At 61.3% G+C, this 19592-nt stretch carries 15 protein-coding genes; 10 read left to right on the top strand and 5 right to left on the bottom strand.

From position 1 onward, the window contains the following. Positions 1 to 9 precede the first annotated feature (9 nt). Genes L8K08_RS16860 through pilM form a run of 3 tightly spaced genes read right to left on the bottom strand, consistent with a single transcriptional unit; the run spans position 10 to position 2182 of the window. Positions 10 to 981 carry a pilus assembly protein PilP gene (locus L8K08_RS16860; RefSeq protein ID WP_242198803.1) on the bottom strand — a complete coding sequence of 324 codons (972 nt, stop codon included), beginning with the start codon at positions 979 to 981 and terminating at the stop codon, positions 10 to 12. After that, complete coding sequence (locus tag L8K08_RS16855; protein WP_242198801.1) at positions 978 to 1529, bottom strand: PilN domain-containing protein; 552 nt, start codon at positions 1527 to 1529, stop codon at positions 978 to 980. Before L8K08_RS16855 ends, L8K08_RS16860 begins: the two co-directional genes overlap by 4 nt. Next, on the bottom strand, positions 1529 to 2182 hold the full coding sequence (pilM, locus tag L8K08_RS16850; protein ID WP_145159979.1) for a type IV pilus assembly protein PilM: 654 nt from the start codon (positions 2180 to 2182) through the stop codon (positions 1529 to 1531). The genes L8K08_RS16855 and pilM overlap by 1 nt, the downstream gene beginning before the upstream one ends. A gap of 218 nt (positions 2183 to 2400) precedes the next feature. On the opposite strand from pilM, the gene L8K08_RS16845 reads away from it, so the two are divergent. Then, positions 2401 to 4869: a penicillin-binding protein 1A gene (locus L8K08_RS16845; protein ID WP_145159977.1), complete on the top strand. Its 2469-nt coding sequence runs from the start codon at positions 2401 to 2403 to the stop codon at positions 4867 to 4869. A gap of 212 nt (positions 4870 to 5081) precedes the next feature. On the opposite strand, the gene L8K08_RS16840 is transcribed toward L8K08_RS16845, so the two are convergent. Continuing rightward, the gene (locus L8K08_RS16840) at positions 5082 to 6350 is read right to left on the bottom strand and encodes a malic enzyme-like NAD(P)-binding protein (protein ID WP_056860619.1); all 1269 of its coding nucleotides are present in this window, start codon (positions 6348 to 6350) and stop codon (positions 5082 to 5084) included. 287 nt (positions 6351 to 6637) lie between these two features. Further along, a complete protein-coding gene (gene rpmE, locus L8K08_RS16835) occupies positions 6638 to 6868 on the bottom strand; it encodes a 50S ribosomal protein L31 (protein ID WP_049710411.1) in 231 nt (76 codons plus the stop codon). Between the two features lie 438 nt (positions 6869 to 7306). On the opposite strand from rpmE, the gene L8K08_RS16830 reads away from it, so the two are divergent. From L8K08_RS16830 to phaC (L8K08_RS16790), 9 genes are all read left to right on the top strand, one after another. Beyond that, the gene (locus L8K08_RS16830; RefSeq protein WP_106577524.1) at positions 7307 to 9526 is read left to right on the top strand and encodes a primosomal protein N'; all 2220 of its coding nucleotides are present in this window, start codon (positions 7307 to 7309) and stop codon (positions 9524 to 9526) included. A gap of 190 nt (positions 9527 to 9716) precedes the next feature. Further along, the gene (gene argS / locus L8K08_RS16825; RefSeq protein ID WP_242198799.1) at positions 9717 to 11453 is read left to right on the top strand and encodes an arginine--tRNA ligase; all 1737 of its coding nucleotides are present in this window, start codon (positions 9717 to 9719) and stop codon (positions 11451 to 11453) included. 1 nt (position 11454) lies between these two features. Further along, on the top strand, positions 11455 to 12156 hold the full coding sequence (locus L8K08_RS16820) for an SPOR domain-containing protein (protein WP_053253947.1): 702 nt from the start codon (positions 11455 to 11457) through the stop codon (positions 12154 to 12156). A gap of 258 nt (positions 12157 to 12414) precedes the next feature. Continuing rightward, complete coding sequence (hslV, locus tag L8K08_RS16815) at positions 12415 to 12945, top strand: ATP-dependent protease subunit HslV (RefSeq protein WP_003237338.1); 531 nt, start codon at positions 12415 to 12417, stop codon at positions 12943 to 12945. A gap of 37 nt (positions 12946 to 12982) precedes the next feature. Next, positions 12983 to 14320 (top strand): ATP-dependent protease ATPase subunit HslU, encoded by a 1338-nt coding sequence (gene hslU / locus L8K08_RS16810; RefSeq protein WP_008439258.1) that lies wholly within the window; start codon positions 12983 to 12985, stop codon positions 14318 to 14320. Positions 14321 to 14491: 171 nt separating this feature from the next. Next, the gene (locus tag L8K08_RS16805) at positions 14492 to 14869 is read left to right on the top strand and encodes a DUF971 domain-containing protein (protein ID WP_242198797.1); all 378 of its coding nucleotides are present in this window, start codon (positions 14492 to 14494) and stop codon (positions 14867 to 14869) included. Between the two features lie 249 nt (positions 14870 to 15118). Continuing rightward, complete coding sequence (gene phaC, locus L8K08_RS16800) at positions 15119 to 16798, top strand: class II poly(R)-hydroxyalkanoic acid synthase (protein ID WP_242198795.1); 1680 nt, start codon at positions 15119 to 15121, stop codon at positions 16796 to 16798. Between the two features lie 152 nt (positions 16799 to 16950). After that, entirely contained in the window at positions 16951 to 17796 is an 846-nt protein-coding gene (gene phaZ / locus L8K08_RS16795) for a poly(3-hydroxyalkanoate) depolymerase (RefSeq protein ID WP_106577519.1), read from the top strand. Between the two features lie 88 nt (positions 17797 to 17884). Further along, entirely contained in the window at positions 17885 to 19567 is a 1683-nt protein-coding gene (phaC, locus tag L8K08_RS16790; RefSeq protein WP_145159969.1) for a class II poly(R)-hydroxyalkanoic acid synthase, read from the top strand. Positions 19568 to 19592: the final 25 nt, after the last annotated feature.

Below are 19592 nucleotides of genomic sequence, written 5' to 3'. Positions count from 1 at the left end.
TTGATTCCGTTATGAGTTGAGTTTCAACACGAGGGTTCGCGGGCGCTCCAGCCACGCGCCCTGTTTATCGGGGAACAGCTCTGCCAGTTCGATGTAGCCGTCATGAATGGCCGTGACCTTGCCGTGGTTCGGCCCCAGGTAGTCGCCAACGGCCAGCCGGTGCACCGTGGAGGCCACACGCAACAGCGCAAAGCTCTGCTCCCCACGGGACAGCGTACCGACCATCTCGAACTGGTCGATGGCGACCTTTTCCAGGGCGCCGCGGACCCGGGCAAGGTCAGGCGCCAGCACCGGGCGTCCGGGCAGGTGATTAACCTGCAATGCGACCGGCTGGAACGGGTCACGCAGGGAAAATGCGTCGTAGACAAATGCTGGCGCCGACTCGAAAACCGAGTCAGGTTCGCCGCGCAGCGACGTGCTCCGGTAGGTCTTCACCAACATGCCAAGGCGCAGCAACGACCCTTCGGAACGAAGCGTGATGTCATGCACGGTAACAATCCGAGACAAGCCGCCCAACGCACTCACGAAGGTAGCCAGGTCGTGGTAAGCCCCAAACACATCGACCTGCACCGGCTCCTCGATGTAAAACGGCCGAGTTTGCTCGTCCAGCACCGTGACACCTTCAACCACCACGCCGTTGGCAGCCACCAGCCGCGCCATTTCATCCAGCAGGGCTGGCATGTCAGGTGCGCCAGACAACTGCCCTAAGCCCCCATCGGTTTTTTCCTGCATCACCTGAGCCGGGTGGGCGCTGCCCTCAAGGCGGGTGGCCAGATCGACCTTCTGCACGAGCAGCTGTTTTAAGACCTTTTCCTGCGCCTCCCACTCGTGCAAACGCTCGCGTGACGGGCTCAAATAAACGCTATCGCCCACCGCCAGCACCAAGCCTGCCAGCGCACAGCCCAGCAGAAGCTTGCCCGGCAAGGGCCATTTCGAAGCGTTGTGAGAGAACGTGGAAAAGTCGAGCCTGGGCAGGCTCAAGGCTGAGCCTCGGTGGATTCCCCCTGGCGCACCATCAATTGGAATTCGTTACCGCCACGCTCGCCCTCTGCCCGCACATGCTGCAGCCGAGTGGCGTGGGTGCCCTGCGAAGCTTCCAGGCGGCGCATCAGCTGAGCAATGTCCTGGCTGGACTCGGCACTGCCGCTGACACTGATGGTGTCGCCGTTCGCCACCACTTCATGCAGATGGACACCCTCGGGCACCGCGCGGGCCAGTTGATCAAACATCTGCGCGCTGGAAGAGCGGGCATCATGCAGGTCCTGCACGACTTTCATGCGCGCGGCCAGTTGCTGGCTTTGCTCCTGCAAGTCGTCGATGGTCTTGATGCGCGAATCGACGACAGTCACTTCTTTGCTCAGGTGGTTATTGCGTGCGCCCTGCCGGTCGATGGCCTGGTCAATCACCTGGTCCGCCAGCCATAACGCCGCGAAGGCCGCACAGGCGAACGCCAGCAAAAACATCAGAAAGTATTTGCGACGCCGGTCCGCCAGGGCTTGGCGCCAGGGCAAAAGGTTGATTCTTGTCATCAAGCGAAACTCCTCAGGGCCAACCCGCAAGCAATTCCCATCCCGTGGGCATCCACGGCCCATTGTGTGCCATCGACTTGATGACCCGGCGTGAAGCTGGCGAAATCCTGACTGCAAGCGCGCTCCAATGCAAACCCTTCGACATCCACCACCCGTGTCACGAGCCCCGCCAGGGCCAAAACCGCAGTGCGCGCCTCGACCTGCTCCCTCAGGCAGGCAGCCAGTAAAACCTCGACCCGGGCCGGATCCTGGGCCGAGGGGCCGCGCACCTGAAAATCGATGGCTACATCATCCAGCGGGTAAGGAATGTACTGATCGGCCTCCATCTGGATCTTCCAGACCATCTCTTCATCACTGAGCCCGGCCTCCATGTCGATGACCCGCGTGATGACCGAAGGGCCCGCTACAGCGACGGCCGCCTGCCGAGCAGACGTACGCAGCCGGGATAACGCCAGGTGCAAGGCTCGCCCTGCCTCTTCAAGGTCCAACAAGGTGCCGTCGACCATCGCATTCGGCGGCAACACCTGGGTGCTGTAGCCCTGCACCCGGTAACCCGCGGCCGAATGGCCCAGTTCTATCAGCTTGATGCCCGTGTCATTGATGTCGACGCCCAGCAGGGTGTCGGTTTTGCGCCTGAAAAATCCTTTTCTCATAAAACTCCCCAAAACTTTGCCTGTCATACCGCCTGATTGCCGCCGGCCATCGTGCATTCGGTCGACTTGTTTGAGTGGCGTGAATGACGCCCCAAGCCGAAAAATGCTTTAATGCCCAGCGTTTTTTCCCGCTATTTATCTGCTGCTCGGGTCGATCCATCGTTTGCCATGCATGCCCCGACGCCTAACTCATTCTTTTCTCTGGAAATCCAAAAGCCTTGATTCGTCTGCTGAAGTTTTTCGGGTACTCCATTGTCGCGATTGTCTGCGGGCTGCTGCTCGTACTCAGCGGTGCCTACCTCTACCTTAGTCCGGGTTTGCCTTCCGTAGAGGCACTCAGAAGTATCCAGTTGCAGATTCCTTTGCGGGTCTACAGCAGCGACGAAAAACTGATCGCGGAGTTCGGCGAGATGCGCCGCACACCGATCCGTTTCGCCGACATTCCACCCAATTTCATCAATGCCCTGCTGTCGGCAGAAGACGATAATTTCGCCAATCACTACGGCGTTGACCCCAGCAGTCTGGTGCGCGCGGCTACCCAGCTGGTAAAAAGCGGACACATTCAATCCGGTGGCAGCACCATCACCATGCAGGTGGCGAAGAACTTCTTCCTCACCAGCGAGCGCAGTTTTTCGCGCAAGGCCACTGAAATCCTGCTGGCCCTGCAGATCGAACGCCAGTTGACCAAGGACGAGATCCTTGAGCTGTACGTCAACAAGATCTACCTGGGCAACCGCGCCTACGGGATCGAGGCGGCGTCGCAGGTCTACTACGGCAAGTCGATTCGTGACGCCAGCCTGGCGCAAATGGCAATGATTGCCGGCCTGCCCAAGGCCCCATCGCGCTTTAACCCGCTGGCCAACCCGGCGCGCAGCAAAGAGCGCCGCGACTGGATCCTCGGCCGCATGTACAAGCTGGGCAAGATCGACCAGGCCGCCTATGAAAGCGCCGTGGCCGAACCGCTGAATGCCAGCTACCACGTGCCGACGCCGGAGGTGAACGCACCGTACATCGCTGAAATGGCGCGCGCCGAGATGGTCGGCCGTTACGGCAGCGAGGCCTACACCGAAGGCTTCCGCGTGACCACGACCGTTCCCAGCAACTTGCAGGAAATTGCCAACAACGCGGTACGCGATGGCCTCGTCACCTATGACCAGCGCCACGGCTACCGGGGCCCCGAATCCCGCCTGCCAGGCAAGACTTTGAGCGCCTGGACCACTGAACTGGGCAAACAGCGCCCGATCAGCGGCCTGGAACCCGCCATCGTCACCCAAGTGAAGAAAGATGGCGTGCAGGTGCTGACCCGCTCCGGCGAAGCGCATGTGGCGTGGGACAGCATGAAGTGGGCACGTCCCTTCCTGAACACCAACAGCATGGGCCCGATGCCTAAGCAGCCGTCGGACGTGGCACAGGTGGGTGATTTGATCCGCGTGCAACGCCAGAAAGACGACAGCCTGAAATTCAGCCAGGTCCCTGTGGCCCAAGGCGCGCTGGTGTCCCTGGACCCGCAGAACGGTGCGATCCGTGCCCTGGTCGGCGGTTTTGCCTTCGAGCAGAGCAACTACAACCGTGCCATCCAGGCCAAGCGCCAGCCGGGCTCGAGCTTCAAGCCGTTCGTCTACAGCGCCGCACTGGATAACGGCTACACCGCCGCCAGCCTGGTCAACGACGCCCCGATCGTGTTTGTCGACGAGTACCTGGACAAGGTCTGGCGCCCGAAGAACGACACCAACACCTTCCTCGGCCCGATCCGCATCCGCGAGGCGCTGTACAAGTCGCGTAACCTGGTGTCGATCCGCCTGCTGCAGGCGATGGGCGTGGGCAAAACCATCGACTACATGACGCGTTTCGGCTTCAACAAGTCGGATTTGCCGCCCAACCTGTCCCTGGCGCTGGGCACCGCGACTCTCACGCCGATGGAGATCGCCACGGGCTGGAGCACCTTTGCCAACGGCGGCTACAAGATCTCACCGTACCTGATCGACAAGATCGAAAGCCGCAATGGCGACACCCTGTTTACCGCCAACCCTCCGCGCGTGCCGGGTGACGTGGTCAACGGCGTGGCGGCGCCTGATGGCATCGCGGCGCCGAGCAACGGCGGCATCACCATCGAGCCGACACCGGGCGCAGCGCCAGCCACACCGAACACCGCCGCCGCGAACGAGCCACAAACGCCAGCAGTCGCTGAACGTGTAGTGGATGGCCGCACCACGTATATCCTCAACAGCATCCTGGAAGACGTGATCAAGAAAGGCACCGGCCGTCGCGCCCTGGCGCTGGGCCGTGCGGACATCGCCGGCAAGACCGGTACCACCAACGACTCCAAGGACGCCTGGTTCTCCGGCTACAACGCCGACTACGTGACCACCGTGTGGACCGGCTACGACCAGCCGGAAAGCCTGGGTCGCCGCGAGTTTGGTGGCACCGTCGCGCTGCCGATCTGGATGAGCTACATGGGCGCGGCCTTGAAAGACAAGCCGCTGCACACCCAGCCTGAGCCTGAAGGCATTCTCAGCCTGCGGATTGACCCGGTGAGTGGCCGTGCGGCTTCGCCAAGCACGCCGAACGCGTACTTCGAGCTGTTCAAGAGCGAAGACACGCCGCCGTCGGTCAACGAACTGGGCAATGGCGTTGCACCGGGCAGCCCGCTGCCGGCGGATGAAGGGGCGCCGATCGATTTGTTCTGATCGCGACCTCAAGCCGATGAGATGCAACATGTGGGAGGGGGCTTGCCCCCGATAGCGAACTTTCAGCCAATGAATCCGCTGACTGATACACCGCAATCGGGGGCAAGCCCCCTCTCACATTTGGATGTCTAAACAGCGCCAGTTAAATCGCAGGCAATAAAAAAGCCCCGACTCGCAAGAGTCGGGGCTTTTTGTTGGTGCGCTACAACGGCTTAGCCGTTGAACACATCATCCACGCTTTGCAGCGGGTAGTGCTTCGGATACGGCAGGGTCGCCACACCAGTCTCGATCGCGGCTTTGGCCACGGCATCGGAGATCAGGGTGATCAGGCGCTTATCCATTGGTTTAGGGATGATGTACTCACGGCCGAACGCCAGTGGAGCACCACCGTACGCATCGCATACATCCTGAGGCACCGGCAATTTGGCCAGTTCACGCAGGGCATTGGCCGCAGCCACTTTCATCTCTTCGTTGATGCGCTTGGCGCGAACGTCCAGGGCACCGCGGAAGATGAACGGGAAGCCCAGTACGTTGTTGACCTGGTTCGGGTAGTCCGAACGGCCAGTGGCCATGATCACGTCGTTACGGGTGGCGTGGGCCAGTTCCGGGGAGATTTCCGGATCAGGGTTGGAGCAGGCGAACACGATCGGGTTGGCCGCCATCGACTTGAGGCCTTCGGCGCTCAGCAGGTTCGGGCCAGACAGGCCAACGAACACGTCTGCACCGTCAAGGGCGTCAGCCAGGGTGCGCTTGTCGGTCGCGTGGGCAAACATCGCCTTGTACTGGTTCAGGTCGGTACGCTCGGACTGAACAACGCCCTTGCTGTCGACCATGAAGATGTTTTCCAGCTTGGCGCCCATGCTCACCAGCAATTTCATGCAGGAGATGGCTGCAGCGCCGGCGCCCAGGCAGACGATTTGCGCGTCAGCCAGGGTTTTGCCGGCGATTTCCAGGGCGTTGATCATGCCGGCCGCGGTAACGATCGCGGTGCCGTGCTGGTCATCGTGGAATACCGGAATGTCGCACTGCTCGATCAGGGCCTTTTCGATCTCGAAGCACTCAGGTGCCTTGATGTCTTCCAGGTTGATGCCACCGAACGTGATGGAAATGCGCTTTACGGTGTCGATGAAAGCCTGCGGGCTTTCGGAATCGACTTCGATGTCGAAAACGTCGATGCCGGCAAAGCGCTTGAACAGCACGCCTTTACCTTCCATGACTGGCTTGGACGCCAATGGGCCAAGGTTGCCCAGGCCGAGAATCGCGGTGCCATCGGAAATCACTGCAACCAGGTTGCCTTTGCCGGTGTACTTGTACGCCAGTTCAGGGTCGCGGGCGATTTCACGTACGGGCTCGGCAACGCCAGGGCTGTAGGCCAGCGACAGGTCGCGGGCGGTGGCAGTGGCTTTGGTGAGCTCTACACTCAGCTTTCCTGGACGAGGATGGGCATGATATTCGAGAGCGGCAGTTTTCAAATCAGACATATCGGCATTCCGCTTTTACTGTTGGTCGACGGACCGCCGAGGATACGCGTGTCGCAAAGTCCCTACAAGACTGGGCAGTCACAGGTGTCAAGGGCCCTGCGCTACGACTTTTAGCCAAGAGCCACGGGATACAAGGGCTCAACTGTTCACAATCGCATTAAAAAATGTCTACAATTTTTTTATTAAAATTGATTTGAATCACGCGCGACCAAATTGCAGGCACAAAAAAGGCGTCCCAAAGGACGCCTTCTTCAACAGCTGACAAAAACCCGAAGGGCTTTTGAGCCTTACTCTGCTGGAGTAGCAGGCTTCTTGCCGAAAGCACCAAAGCGATCTGCGAAGCGCTGTACACGGCCGCCGGTGTCCAGAGTTTTCTGCTTACCGGTGTAGAACGGGTGGCACTCGTTGCATACGTCAGTACCCAGTGGTTTGCACAGGTTCGAACGTGTTTCGAACTTGTTGCCGCAGCTGCAGGTTACTTCGATGGTTTCGTACGCTGGATGGATATCGGCTTTCATGGTGACTTCCTCGGGCTAGCGTGCCGCCACTCGACACTATTGTCGAATACCGCACGTAATTAGGCCGCGGATTCTACCAGACCTTTTTAAACGCGCAAGCGGCGCTTCCGGCCGATTGCCCACATATAAGCCCCTTTCATCAGAAAAACCCCCGACACACCACGATCAATATGGGAGCCGGGTTGTGTTGTGGCGAGCAGGCTCGCCCTGCGCTGGGACGCGAAGCAGCCCCAATAAGGCTAGTGCGATTTTGCAGTTGGAACTTGCTGCGGGCATCGGGGCCGCTGCGCGCCCCAACGCAGGGCAAGCCTGCTCGCCACAAAAGGCCCAGCGCCCACAGAAGCGCTGACTCGTGCAGTAGAGACAGGACACCTCTACCGCAGGTCTGCTAGGCTCCCGCCCCTGCGCCACCGCCTGCCTATATATGAGACTCCCCGCGTGCCCGACGCCATTTTGCGCCTAGCCCTGCCCTCGCCCCTGCGCCGTCTGTTCGACTACCGAGCCCCCGCCGGCGTGCTGCGGGCGCAGTTGCAGCCAGGCATGCGCGTGCGCGTGCCGTTCGGGCGCCGGGAAATGATCGGCATTCTGGTGGAAGTCGCCGACCACAGCGAAGTACCCGCAGAAAAGCTCAAGCCGGCCATCGCGATCCTCGACGCCACTGCGCCGCTGCCACCGGCCCTGTTCAAGCTGTGCCTGTGGACCGCCCAGTATTATCAGCACAGTTTGGGCGATACCTTGAGCTGGGCGCTGCCGGTGCTGCTGCGTCAGGGCGAGCTGGCCGAGGCACGCCAGGAGCGCTTCTGGTCGATGGTGCCCGGCGCGCGCCTCGATGACCCACGCATCGCCCGCGCGCCGCGCCAGCGTGAAGCCCTGGCCACGTTGGCGCAGCATCCCCACGGCGTGGCGCATCAGCTATTGAGCAAGCTGATGCTGAGCAAGGACAGCCTCGACCTGCTGCTGGCCAAGGGCTTGGTGCAGGTGGAAATCCGCAAGCACGCCCCCGACCCACGCCACGAACACTGGCTGGCCCAGCCCGAACTGCCGCTGAACACCGAGCAACGTGCTGCCTATGAAGCGATTCGCGCAGGCTTCGACAGCTTCCACGCGTTCCTGCTGGCGGGCGTGACGGGCAGCGGCAAGACCGAAGTCTATCTGCAGCTCATCCGCGAAACCCTGCAGGCCGGCAAGCAGGCGCTGGTGCTGATCCCCGAGATCAACCTGGGCCCGCAAACCCTGGCGCGTTTCGAGCAGCGCTTCAACGCGCGCATCGCCCTGGTGCATTCGGCGGTCAACGACCGCGAGCGCCTGGAGTCCTGGCTGGCCGCGCGGGACGGCGAAGCCGACATTATTATCGGCACCCGCTCGGCGCTGTTCACGCCGATGAAGAACCCCGGGCTGATCATCATCGACGAGGAGCACGACGGCTCCTATAAACAGCAGGAAGGCCTGCGCTACCACGCCCGCGACCTGGCGCTGGTGCGCGCACGCCAGGAAGACATCCCGATTGTGCTGGGCTCGGCCACGCCGTCCCTGGAAAGCCTGCACAACGCCTACACCGGCCGGTACGGGCTGCTGCGTCTGAATGAGCGTGCAGGCGGCGCCAAGCAACCGCGCTTCCTGCGTCTGGATGTAAAAAGCCGTCCACTGGACAGCGGCATTTCCGGGCCGATGCAGCAAGCCATCGGCCAGACCCTCGCCGCCGGCCAGCAAGTGCTGGTGTTTCTCAACCGCCGAGGGTTTGCGCCGACGTTGCTGTGCCATGACTGCGGCTGGATGTCCGAGTGCGAGCGCTGCGATGCGCGCATGACCGTGCACCAGCGCCACGGCGAGCTGCGCTGCCATCACTGCGGCCATGTTGAACGAGTGCCGCGCCACTGCCCGCAGTGCGGCAAAGTGGATTTGCGCCCAGTGGGCGCGGGCACCGAGCGCGCCGAAGAGCGCCTGGGCATCCTGTTTCCGGACTACCCGGTGCTGCGGGTCGACCGCGACAGCACCTCGCGCAAAGACGCGATGAACCAGCTGTTCGCGACCATCCAGAAAGGCCAGCCGTGCATCCTGATCGGCACGCAGATGCTTGCCAAGGGGCACCACTTTCCACGGGTGACGCTGGTGTCGATCCTGGATGCCGACGGCGGCCTGTTCTCTGGTGATTTCCGCGCCAGCGAGCGCATGGCGCAGCTGATCGTGCAGGTCGCAGGCCGCGCCGGGCGCGCTGAAGAACCGGGCAAAGTGATTATCCAGACGCACCTGGCCGACCATCCGCTGCTGATCCAGCTGACAGAACAAGGCTACTTCGCCTTCGCCGAACAGGCGCTGAGTGAACGCCGCTCTGCCGGCTTGCCGCCCTTCTCGCACCTTGCACTGCTGCGGGCCGAAGCCCATAAACCGGGGCAGGCGGAAGGTTTTCTGGATGAGGCGTGCAGCGCCGCCGAACGTTTGCTCGGCGAATTGGGTCTGACCGGCATCGAATTGCTCGGCCCGGTGCCTGCACCCATGGAACGCCGCGCCGGGCGTTATCGCGCTCAGCTACTCTTGCAGGCAACGTCCCGCGCGCCCCTGCATCGGCTATTAAGTAGCTGGTTGCTTGCTCTGGAACAAATGCCCAGTGGCCGCCAGGTGCGATGGTCGTTGGATGTGGACCCGGTAGACCTGTATTGATCACAGGCAAGCCAGCGCCCACATTTTGAAATGTGAACACCTTTAAATGTGGGAGCGGGCTTGCCCGCGATGAGGCCCGCAGGTCCGCCTTCTGGTCTGAACGGTTGGCAAGCCCGCCCTCGCCACGGATAATGCCCAGTTTTTCCACCTGCGCATCGCGCGCCGCCGCTTGCGGTCGAAAGAGAACACCATGAAAGACACCATTCGCCAGCTGATCCAACAAGCCCTCACCCAACTCGTCAACGAAGGTGTGTTGCCTGAAGGCCTGACGCCGGCGATCCAGGTGGAAAACACCCGCGACAAGACCCACGGTGACTTCGCCAGCAACATCGCGATGATGCTGTCCAAGCCTGCGGGCATGAAACCGCGCGACCTGGCGGAAAAAATCATTGCCGCGCTGCCGGCTGACGACAGCGTCACCAAGGCCGAAATTGCCGGCCCTGGCTTCATCAACTTCTTCCAGAACACCCAGGCCCTGGCCTCGCGCCTGGACGCCGCCCTGGCCGACGCCAGGATCGGCGTGCGCAAGGCCGGCCCGCTGCAGCGCGTGGCCATCGACCTGTCGGCACCCAACCTGGCCAAAGAGATGCACGTCGGCCACTTGCGTTCGACCATCATCGGCGACGGCGTGGCGCGGGTGTTGGAGTTCCTCGGCGACACCGTGATCCGTCAGAACCACGTGGGCGACTGGGGCACCCAGTTCGGCATGCTGATGGCCTACCTGCAGGAAAACCCCATCACCAGCAACGAGCTGGCCGACCTGGAAAACTTCTACCGCGCCGCCAAAAAGCGTTTCGACGAATCCGAAGAATTCGCCGACCGCGCCCGTGGCCTGGTGGTCAAGCTGCAAGCCGGTGACGAGGAATGCCTGGCGTTGTGGGGCCGCTTCCGCGAGATCTCGCTGTCGCACTGCCAGGAAATCTACGAGCTGCTCAACGTAAAACTGACCATGGCCGACGTAATGGGCGAAAGCGCCTACAACGACGACCTGATCAATGTGGTCAACGACCTCAAGGCCAAAGGCCTGCTGGTCGAGAGCAACGGCGCACAGTGCGTGTTCCTCGAAGAATTCAAGACCGCCGACGGCGAGCCGCTGCCGGTGATCATCGTCAAGGCCGATGGCGGCTACCTCTATGCCACCACCGACCTGGCGGCCGTGCGCTACCGCAGCGGCGTGCTCAAGGCCGACCGCGCGCTGTATTTCGTCGACCAGCGCCAGGCCCTGCACTTCCAGCAGGTGTTTGAAGTGGCACGCCGCGCAGGTTTCGTCACCCACCCGATGCACATGGAACACATGGGCTTCGGCACCATGAACGGCGCCGATGGCCGCCCGTTCAAGACCCGCGACGGCGGCACCGTGAAGCTGATCGACCTGCTGAACGAAGCCCAGGAACGTGCCTACAACCTGGTGAAGGAAAAGAACCCGGAACTGGCCGAAGCCGAGCTGCGCAACATCGCCCGCGTGGTGGGCATTGGCGCGGTGAAATACGCCGACCTGTCCAAGCACCGCACCAGCGACTACAGCTTCAACTTCGAACTGATGCTCAACTTTGAAGGCAACACCGCGCCGTACCTGCTGTACGCCTACACTCGCGTCGCCGGTGTGTTCCGCAAGCTGGGCAAGGACTTCAGCGAAGTTGAAGGCCAGATCGTGCTGGATGCCGCGCATGAACAGGAACTGGCGGCCAAACTGGCGCAATTCGGCGAAGTGCTGAACAGCGTCGGTGAGAAAGGCACGCCACATATCCTGTGCACCTATTTGTACGAAGTCGCCGGTCTGTTCTCCAGCTTCTACGAGAACTGCCCGATCCTCACCGCCGACGACGAAGCCCAAAAGCAAAGTCGCCTGCGCCTCGCCGCACTGGCTGGACGGACCCTCAAGCAAGGCCTGGAACTGTTAGGCCTGGAAACCCTGGAGCGTATGTAAGTTGGCTGCCAAGAAAAAACCTGCACCCAAGCGCGGCGCCAGCCGCTATCAAGCCCCGGCAAAGAAGCCTATTCCGGGCTGGTTGTGGATGGCTATCGGCCTGGCGGTCGGTGCGTTCGTCGTGATCCTGATGAAGCTGGAGCCGGGCAAGGGCGATGACGTCAAGCGCGTCAAGCAAGAGCAGCAGAAGGCCACGAAAATGGCCGAAGCCAACAAGACGGCGCCAAGCCCGACTGCACCGGTGAAGCCGAAATACGACTTCTACACGCTGCTGCCGGAATCGGAAGTGATTGTGCCGCCCGACGCCGTGCCGGAGAAAACCCTGCCGACGCCGCAAGTGCCGACCACGCCGGTGACGCCAGCGGAAGCGGCGAAAATCGACACCGCGCGGGCGCAAGCTGCGCTGGCCGGGATCACCCCGCCGCCGCCGCCGCCCGTGGCCACCACCAAGGCTGCGCCGGTGACCAAGTTCTTCCTGCAAGCGGGCTCGTTCCCGAAACAGGCGGACGCGGATCGCGTGCGTGCGCAGATCATCCTGCTGGGCCAGGCGGTGACGGTGGAGTCCGGCACGGTGAAGGATGCGACCTGGTATCGCGTGCTGGTGGGGCCGTTCAGCAACCGTGAACAGCTGACCGTGGCGCAGAAGCAACTGGCCGGCGCAGGGTTTAGCAACCTGTTGTTACAACAACGCCAGAGCCGTTGATTCAGAGTCAACGCGGATCAAAATGTGGGAGGGGGCTTGCTCCCGATAGCGGTAGATCAGTCACTATTTTTGGCGACTGATGCACCGCCATCGGGAGCAAGCCCCCTCCCACATTTGGTTTTGCGGTGTGCTTGAGAAGGTGTAAGACCTATAAACACCGCCCGTCCGCCATAACCCTCTACGGTTGAAATCCCTCCCGCCACCCCCATATGAGATTCCATCAGGGCATTTTCGCCCCGCTGCGTGGAGACTCTCCCCTTGACCACCATCGTTTCAGTACGTCGCCACGGCAAAGTCGTCATGGGCGGCGACGGCCAGGTTTCCCTTGGCAACACCGTGATGAAAGGCAACGCCAAAAAGGTGCGTCGTCTATACCACGGGCAGGTTCTCGCGGGCTTTGCCGGCGCTACCGCCGACGCCTTCACCCTCTTCGAGCGTTTCGAGGGCCAGCTGGAAAAACACCAGGGCCACCTCGTTCGCGCCGCTGTCGAACTCGCCAAAGAATGGCGTACCGACCGCTCCCTCAGCCGCCTGGAAGCCATGTTGGCCGTCGCCAACAAAGACGCGTCCTTGATCATCACCGGTAACGGCGATGTGGTTGAGCCTGAACATGGCCTGATCGCCATGGGTTCCGGCGGTGGTTATGCCCAAGCGGCCGCCAGCGCCTTGCTGAAGAAAACCGATCTGTCGGCCCGTGAAGTCGTCGAGACTGCCTTGGGCATTGCCGGCGACATCTGCGTGTTCACCAACCACAACTTCACCATTGAGGAGCAGGACCTCGCCGAATAAGCCGTAGGCTTATTCCCGCTTGAGGCCGCCAAACACTATGTCCATGACTCCCCGCGAAATCGTCCATGAACTTAACCGCCATATCATCGGCCAGGACGATGCCAAGCGCGCCGTTGCCATTGCGCTGCGTAACCGCTGGCGCCGGATGCAATTGCCGGAAGAATTGCGCGTTGAAGTAACGCCGAAGAACATCCTGATGATCGGCCCGACCGGCGTCGGTAAAACCGAAATCGCCCGGCGCCTGGCCAAACTGGCCAACGCCCCGTTCATCAAGGTCGAAGCCACCAAGTTCACCGAAGTGGGCTATGTGGGCCGCGACGTCGAGTCGATCATCCGTGACCTGGCCGACGCCGCCTTGAAGTTGCTGCGCGAACAGGAAATGACCAAGGTCAGCCACCGCGCCGAAGACGCCGCCGAAGAACGCATCCTCGACGCCCTGCTGCCACCGGCACGCATGGGCTTTAACGAAGACGCCGCGCCGTCGTCCGATTCCAATACCCGTCAGCTGTTCCGCAAGCGCCTGCGTGAAGGCCAGCTGGACGACAAGGAAATCGAGATCGAAGTCGCCGAAGTGTCTGGCGTGGATATTTCCGCACCGCCTGGCATGGAAGAAATGACCAGCCAGCTGCAGAACCTGTTCGCCAACATGGGCAAGGGCAAGAAGAAAAGCCGCAAGCTCAAGGTGAAAGAAGCGCTGAAACTGGTGCGCGACGAGGAAGCCGGGCGCCTGGTGAATGAGGAAGAACTCAAGGCCAAGGCGCTGGAAGCGGTCGAGCAGCACGGCATCGTGTTTATCGACGAGATCGACAAGGTGGCCAAGCGCGGTAACTCCGGTGGCGTCGACGTGTCCCGCGAGGGCGTACAGCGTGACCTGCTGCCACTGATCGAAGGCTGCACCGTGAACACCAAGCTGGGCATGGTCAAGACCGACCACATCCTGTTTATCGCCTCTGGTGCATTCCACCTAAGCAAGCCAAGCGATCTGGTGCCGGAGCTGCAGGGCCGTCTGCCGATTCGTGTGGAACTCAAGGCGCTGACCCCGGGCGACTTCGAACGCATCCTCAGCGAGCCGCATGCGTCGCTTACCGAGCAATACCGTGAGCTGCTGAAAACCGAAGGTTTGGGCATTGAGTTCCTGCCGGACGGGATCAAGCGCCTGGCAGAGATTGCCTGGCAGGTTAACGAGAAGACCGAGAACATCGGTGCGCGTCGTCTGCACACCTTGCTTGAGCGCCTGCTCGAGGAAGTGTCTTTCAGCGCTGGCGACATGGCCGGTGCGCAGAATGGCGAAGCGATCAAGATCGACGCCGACTACGTCAACAGCCACCTGGGCGAATTGGCGCAGAACGAAGACCTGTCTCGTTATATCCTGTAAGCCTTTTAGAAAAAGGCGTATGTAGGAGCCTGGCTTTTGTGGGAGCTGGCTTGCCTGCGATAGCATCACCTCAGTGTTTCTGAAACACCGAGGTGCCTGCATCGCGGGCAAGCCCGGCTCCCACAGAAGCCCTCCCACATTTTTGAGCCGGTTTCTTCAGGATTATTATCAATGTCGAAATTTCCTACTGCTGTAAACCTGCACAAAACCTCCAACACCCTCGGCCTCACCTACGGGCCCGACGAGGTCTACCAGCTCCCCGCCGAACTATTGCGCACCCACTCGCCTTCCGCCGAGGTCCAGGGCCACGGCAAACCCATCCTGCAATTCGGCAAGATCAACGTCAGGCTGATCAAGGTAGAACCGGCCGGTCAGTACGCACTGAAATTGACCTTCGACGACGGCCATGACAGCGGACTGTTCACCTGGGACTACCTCTACCAGTTGGCCGTACGCCAGGAAGCCCTGTGGGCCGACTATATTGCTGAGCTCAAAGCAGCCGGCAAAACCCGCGACCCGAGCGAGTCGGTCGTGCGGCTGATGCTCTAACTCAGGCGTCTTGCTCTTTAGAGGGCATTTTCTAATTTCATCTGCTTGAATGCCCTGTCGCGTGGTCAACGATTGGCCCGCTTGCGAAAAAAATTAAACTCGGGTAACCAATGGAACTGGCAAGTTCCCTGCATTTGACGATGTGGTATCAACGGTCACCCGAGTCGCAGTACCAGGCTGGTGTCGTGTATCGAAATTGGGTGCGCAGCAATCGCCGGTACTCGTCTTTCGGACAATGGAGCGTCGTAGATGAGTAACAAGAATAACGATGACTTGAAACGCCAGGCCTCTGAAAACACCCTGGGGCTGAACCCGATCATCGCGTTACGAAAAAAGGACTTACTCGCTTCGGCGAAGATGGTGCTGACCCAAGCCATCAAGCAACCGTTACACAGCGTCAAACACGTCGCGCATTTCGGTGTCGAGTTGAAGAACGTGATGTTCGGCAAATCCGCGCTTGTGCCTGAAGGCGATGACCGTCGCTTCAACGACCCGGCGTGGAGCCAGAACCCGCTCTACAAACGTTACCTGCAAACTTACCTGGCGTGGCGCAAGGAACTGCACGACTGGATCGGCGACAGCAACCTGTCGGATCAGGACATCAGCCGCGGCCACTTCGTGATCAACCTGATGACCGAAGCCATGGCCCCCACCAACAGCGCGGCCAACCCGGCGGCGGTCAAACGCTTCTTTGAAACCGGCGGCAAAAGCCTGCTCGATGGTTTGTCCCATCTGGCCAAGGACATGGTGCACAACGGCGGCATGCCGAGCCAGGTCAACATGGGTGCCTTCGAAGTGGGCAAGACCCTGGGCACCACCGAAGGCGCCGTGGTCTTTCGCAACGACGTGCTGGAGCTGATCCAGTACAAGCCGATCACCGAACAGGTGCACGAGCGCCCACTGCTGGTGGTGCCGCCGCAGATCAACAAATTCTATGTATTCGACCTGAGCCCGGAAAAAAGCCTGGCGCGCTTCTGCCTGCGTAATGGCCAGCAGACGTTTATCGTCAGCTGGCGCAACCCGACCAAGGCCCAGCGCGAGTGGGGCCTGTCGACCTATATCGAGGCGCTCAAGGAAGCGGTCGATGTGGTCACGGCGATTACCGGCAGCAAAGACATCAACATGCTCGGCGCCTGCTCCGGCGGCATCACCTGCACCGCGCTGCTGGGCCACTACGCGGCGCTGGGGGAGAAGAAGGTCAACGCCCTGACCTTGCTGGTGAGCGTGCTGGACACCACGCTGGACACCCAGGTAGCGCTGTTCGTCGACGAGCAGACCCTGGAGGCAGCCAAGCGCCACTCCTACCAGGCCGGCGTGCTGGAAGGCCGCGACATGGCCAAGGTGTTTGCCTGGATGCGCCCCAACGACCTGATCTGGAACTACTGGGTCAATAACTACCTGCTGGGCAACGAGCCGCCGGTGTTCGACATCCTCTTCTGGAACAACGACACCACACGTTTGCCGGCCGCCTTTCACGGCGACCTGATCGAACTGTTCAAGAACAACCCGCTGGTGCGTGCCAACGCCCTGGAAGTGTGCGGCACGCCGATCGACCTCAAGCAGGTTACCGCCGACATCTACTCACTGGCCGGCACCAACGACCACATTACGCCGTGGCAATCCTGCTACAAGTCGGCGCAGTTGTTTGGCGGCAAGGTCGAGTTTGTGTTGTCCAGCAGTGGGCATATCCAGAGCATCCTCAACCCGCCGGGCAACCCCAAGGCACGCTACCAGACCAGCGATGGCCTGGCGGGCAAGGCGCTGGAATGGCAGGAAAATGCGACCAAACATACTGACTCGTGGTGGCTGCATTGGCAGGTGTGGCAGGCAGAGCGGGCGGGCAAGTTGAAGAAAGCTCCGACAATTTTGGGTAACAAAACCTATGCCGCAGCTGAGGCGGCGCCGGGTACATACGTTCACGAAAGGTAGGCTGGAATGGGATCAAATGTGGGAGCTGGCTTGCCTGCGATGGCATCCACTCGGTAGGCCTGATACACCGCAGCGTCTGCATCGCAGGCAAGCCAGCTCCCACATTGACCATGTTCCCGCAGGGAAATAGCGCCATTTTGCAGGGTAAGCCCATGCCGCAACCGTTCATCTTCCGTACCATCGACCTGGATGGCCAGGCCATCCGCACGGCGGTACGCCCGGGCAAGCCTCACTTGACGCCGTTGCTGATTTTCAACGGCATCGGCGCCAACCTTGAGCTGGTGTTTCCGTTCGTCCAGGCGCTGGACCCGGACCTGGAAGTGATCGCCTTCGATGTGCCGGGCGTCGGTGGTTCCTCGACGCCGAGTCGGCCCTATCGCTTTCCTGGCCTGGCCAAACTCACCGCGCGTATGCTCGATTACCTCGACTACGGCCAAGTGAATGCCGTGGGTGTGTCCTGGGGCGGCGCGCTCGCGCAGCAGTTCGCCTATGACTACCCGGAGCGCTGCAAAAAACTCATCCTCGCCGCCACCGCCGCCGGTGCATTTATGGTGCCGGGCAAGCCCAAGGTGCTGTGGCTGATGGCAAGCCCACGGCGCTACATCCAACCGTCCCACGTGGTGCGCATCGCGCCGATGATTTATGGCGGCTCGTTCCGGCGTGACGCGAAACTGGCCGCCGAGCACGCCAGCAAAGTGCGCTCGGCCGGCAAGCTCGGCTATTACTGGCAGCTGTTCGCCGGGCTGGGCTGGACCAGCATTCACTGGCTGCACAAGATCCGCCAACCCACGCTGGTGCTGGCGGGCGACGACGACCCGCTGATTCCGCTGATCAATATGCGCATGCTGGCCTGGCGGATTCCCAACGCGCAGTTGCACATCATCGATGACGGTCACCTGTTCCTGATCACCCGGGCCGAAGCCGTGGCGCCGATCATCATGAAGTTTCTCGAAGAGGAGCGCCTGCGGGCCGTGATTCACCCGCGACCGGCCGTGTAAGGACCGCACCGCCGCGCAACTTGCCGAGAACCGACTATGGTTCTGAATTGGCGTGCCCGTTGTTGCCTTGACGAAGGAGTGTTGGCTCATGCGAGAAAGACCCGTGACGAACCCGGCGCCCACCCCTGCCGTGTTCATCAATGCGCAAAATGCAATCACCGGCCTGCGCGGTCGGGATTTGCTGGCGACCCTGCGCAGCGTCGCCGCCCACGGCTTGCGCAACCCGGTGCACACCGCGCGCCACGCCCTGGCGCTGAGTGGTCAGCTGGGCCGCGTGCTGCTGGGCGAAACCGTGCATGAGCCCAACCCCAACGACGCGCGCTTCATTGACCCGACCTGGAAGCTCAACCCGTTGTACCGCCGCAGCCTGCAAGCCTATTTGAGCTGGCAGAAACAAACCCGCCACTGGATCGACGACAGCACCCTCAACCCTGACGATCGCGCCCGCGCGCACTTTGCGTTCTCGCTGCTCAACGATGCGGTGTCGCCCTCCAACACCTTGCTCAACCCACTGGCCGTCAAGGAACTGCTCAACTCCGGCGGCAACAGCGTGGTGCGCGGCGTGAGCAACCTGTTTGATGATTTGCTGCACAACAACGGCCTGCCCCGCCAGGTCAGCAAGCATGCGTTCGAAGTCGGCAAGACCGTGGCGACCACACCCGGCTCGGTGGTGTTTCGCAACGAGCTGCTGGAGCTGATCCAGTACAAACCCATGAGCGAAAAACAGTACGCCAAGCCGCTGCTGATCGTGCCGCCGCAAATCAACAAGTACTACATTTTTGACCTCAGCCCAGCCAACAGCTTTGTGCAGTACGCACTGAAAAACGGCCTGCAGACGTTTATGGTCAGCTGGCGTAACCCGGATGTGCGTCACCGAGAATGGGGCCTGTCCACCTACGTCGCCGCGCTGGAAGAAGCGTTGAACGTGTGCCGCGCGATCACCGGGGCCCGCGAAGTCAACCTGATGGGCGCCTGCGCGGGTGGCCTGACCATCGCCGCACTGCAAGGCCATCTGCAAGCCAAGCGCCAGTTGCGACGCATCTCCAGCGCCAGTTACCTGGTGAGCCTGCTGGACAGCCAGATCGACAGCCCCGCCACTCTGTTCGCCGATGAGCAGACCCTGGAAGCCGCCAAGCGCCGCTCCTACCAGCAAGGCGTGCTCGACGGCCGGGACATGGCCAAGGTGTTTGCCTGGATGCGCCCCAACGACCTGATCTGGAACTACTGGATCAATAATTACCTGCTGGGCAAGGAGCCGCCGGCGTTCGACATCCTGTACTGGAACAACGACAACACGCGCCTGCCTGCCGCGCTGCATGGCGACTTGCTGGACTTCTTCAAGCACAACCCGTTGAGCCATCCCGGTGGCCTGGAGGTGTGCGGCACGCCTATCGACTTGCAGAAGGTCACGGTGGACAGCTTCAGCGTCGCGGGCATCAACGACCACATTACGCCGTGGGATGCGGTGTATCGCTCCACGCAATTGCTGGGCGGTGAGCGGCGCTTCGTGCTGTCCAACAGCGGGCATGTGCAGAGCATCCTCAACCCGCCGGGCAACCCCAAGGCCAATTACGTCGAAAACCTCAAGCTGAGCAGCGACCCGCGTGCCTGGTACTACGACGCCCACCACGTCGAAGGCAGCTGGTGGCCGCAGTGGCTGGAGTGGATTCAACAACGCTCCGGCGTGCAGCGCGAAACCCTCACCGCCCTGGGCAACCAGAATTACCCACCGATGGAAGCGGCGCCGGGCACTTACGTGCATGTGCGCTGAGCTCAACGATCACATTAAGAAGACT

The sequence above is a fragment of the Pseudomonas sp. TREG-RG-20F-10-E-6-01 genome (assembly GCF_022662455.1).
Taxonomy (GTDB): Bacteria; Pseudomonadota; Gammaproteobacteria; order Pseudomonadales; family Pseudomonadaceae; genus Aquipseudomonas.
The sequence above is the reverse complement of the archived record's forward strand: the minus strand, read 5'-3'. Positions and strand labels throughout refer to the sequence as shown.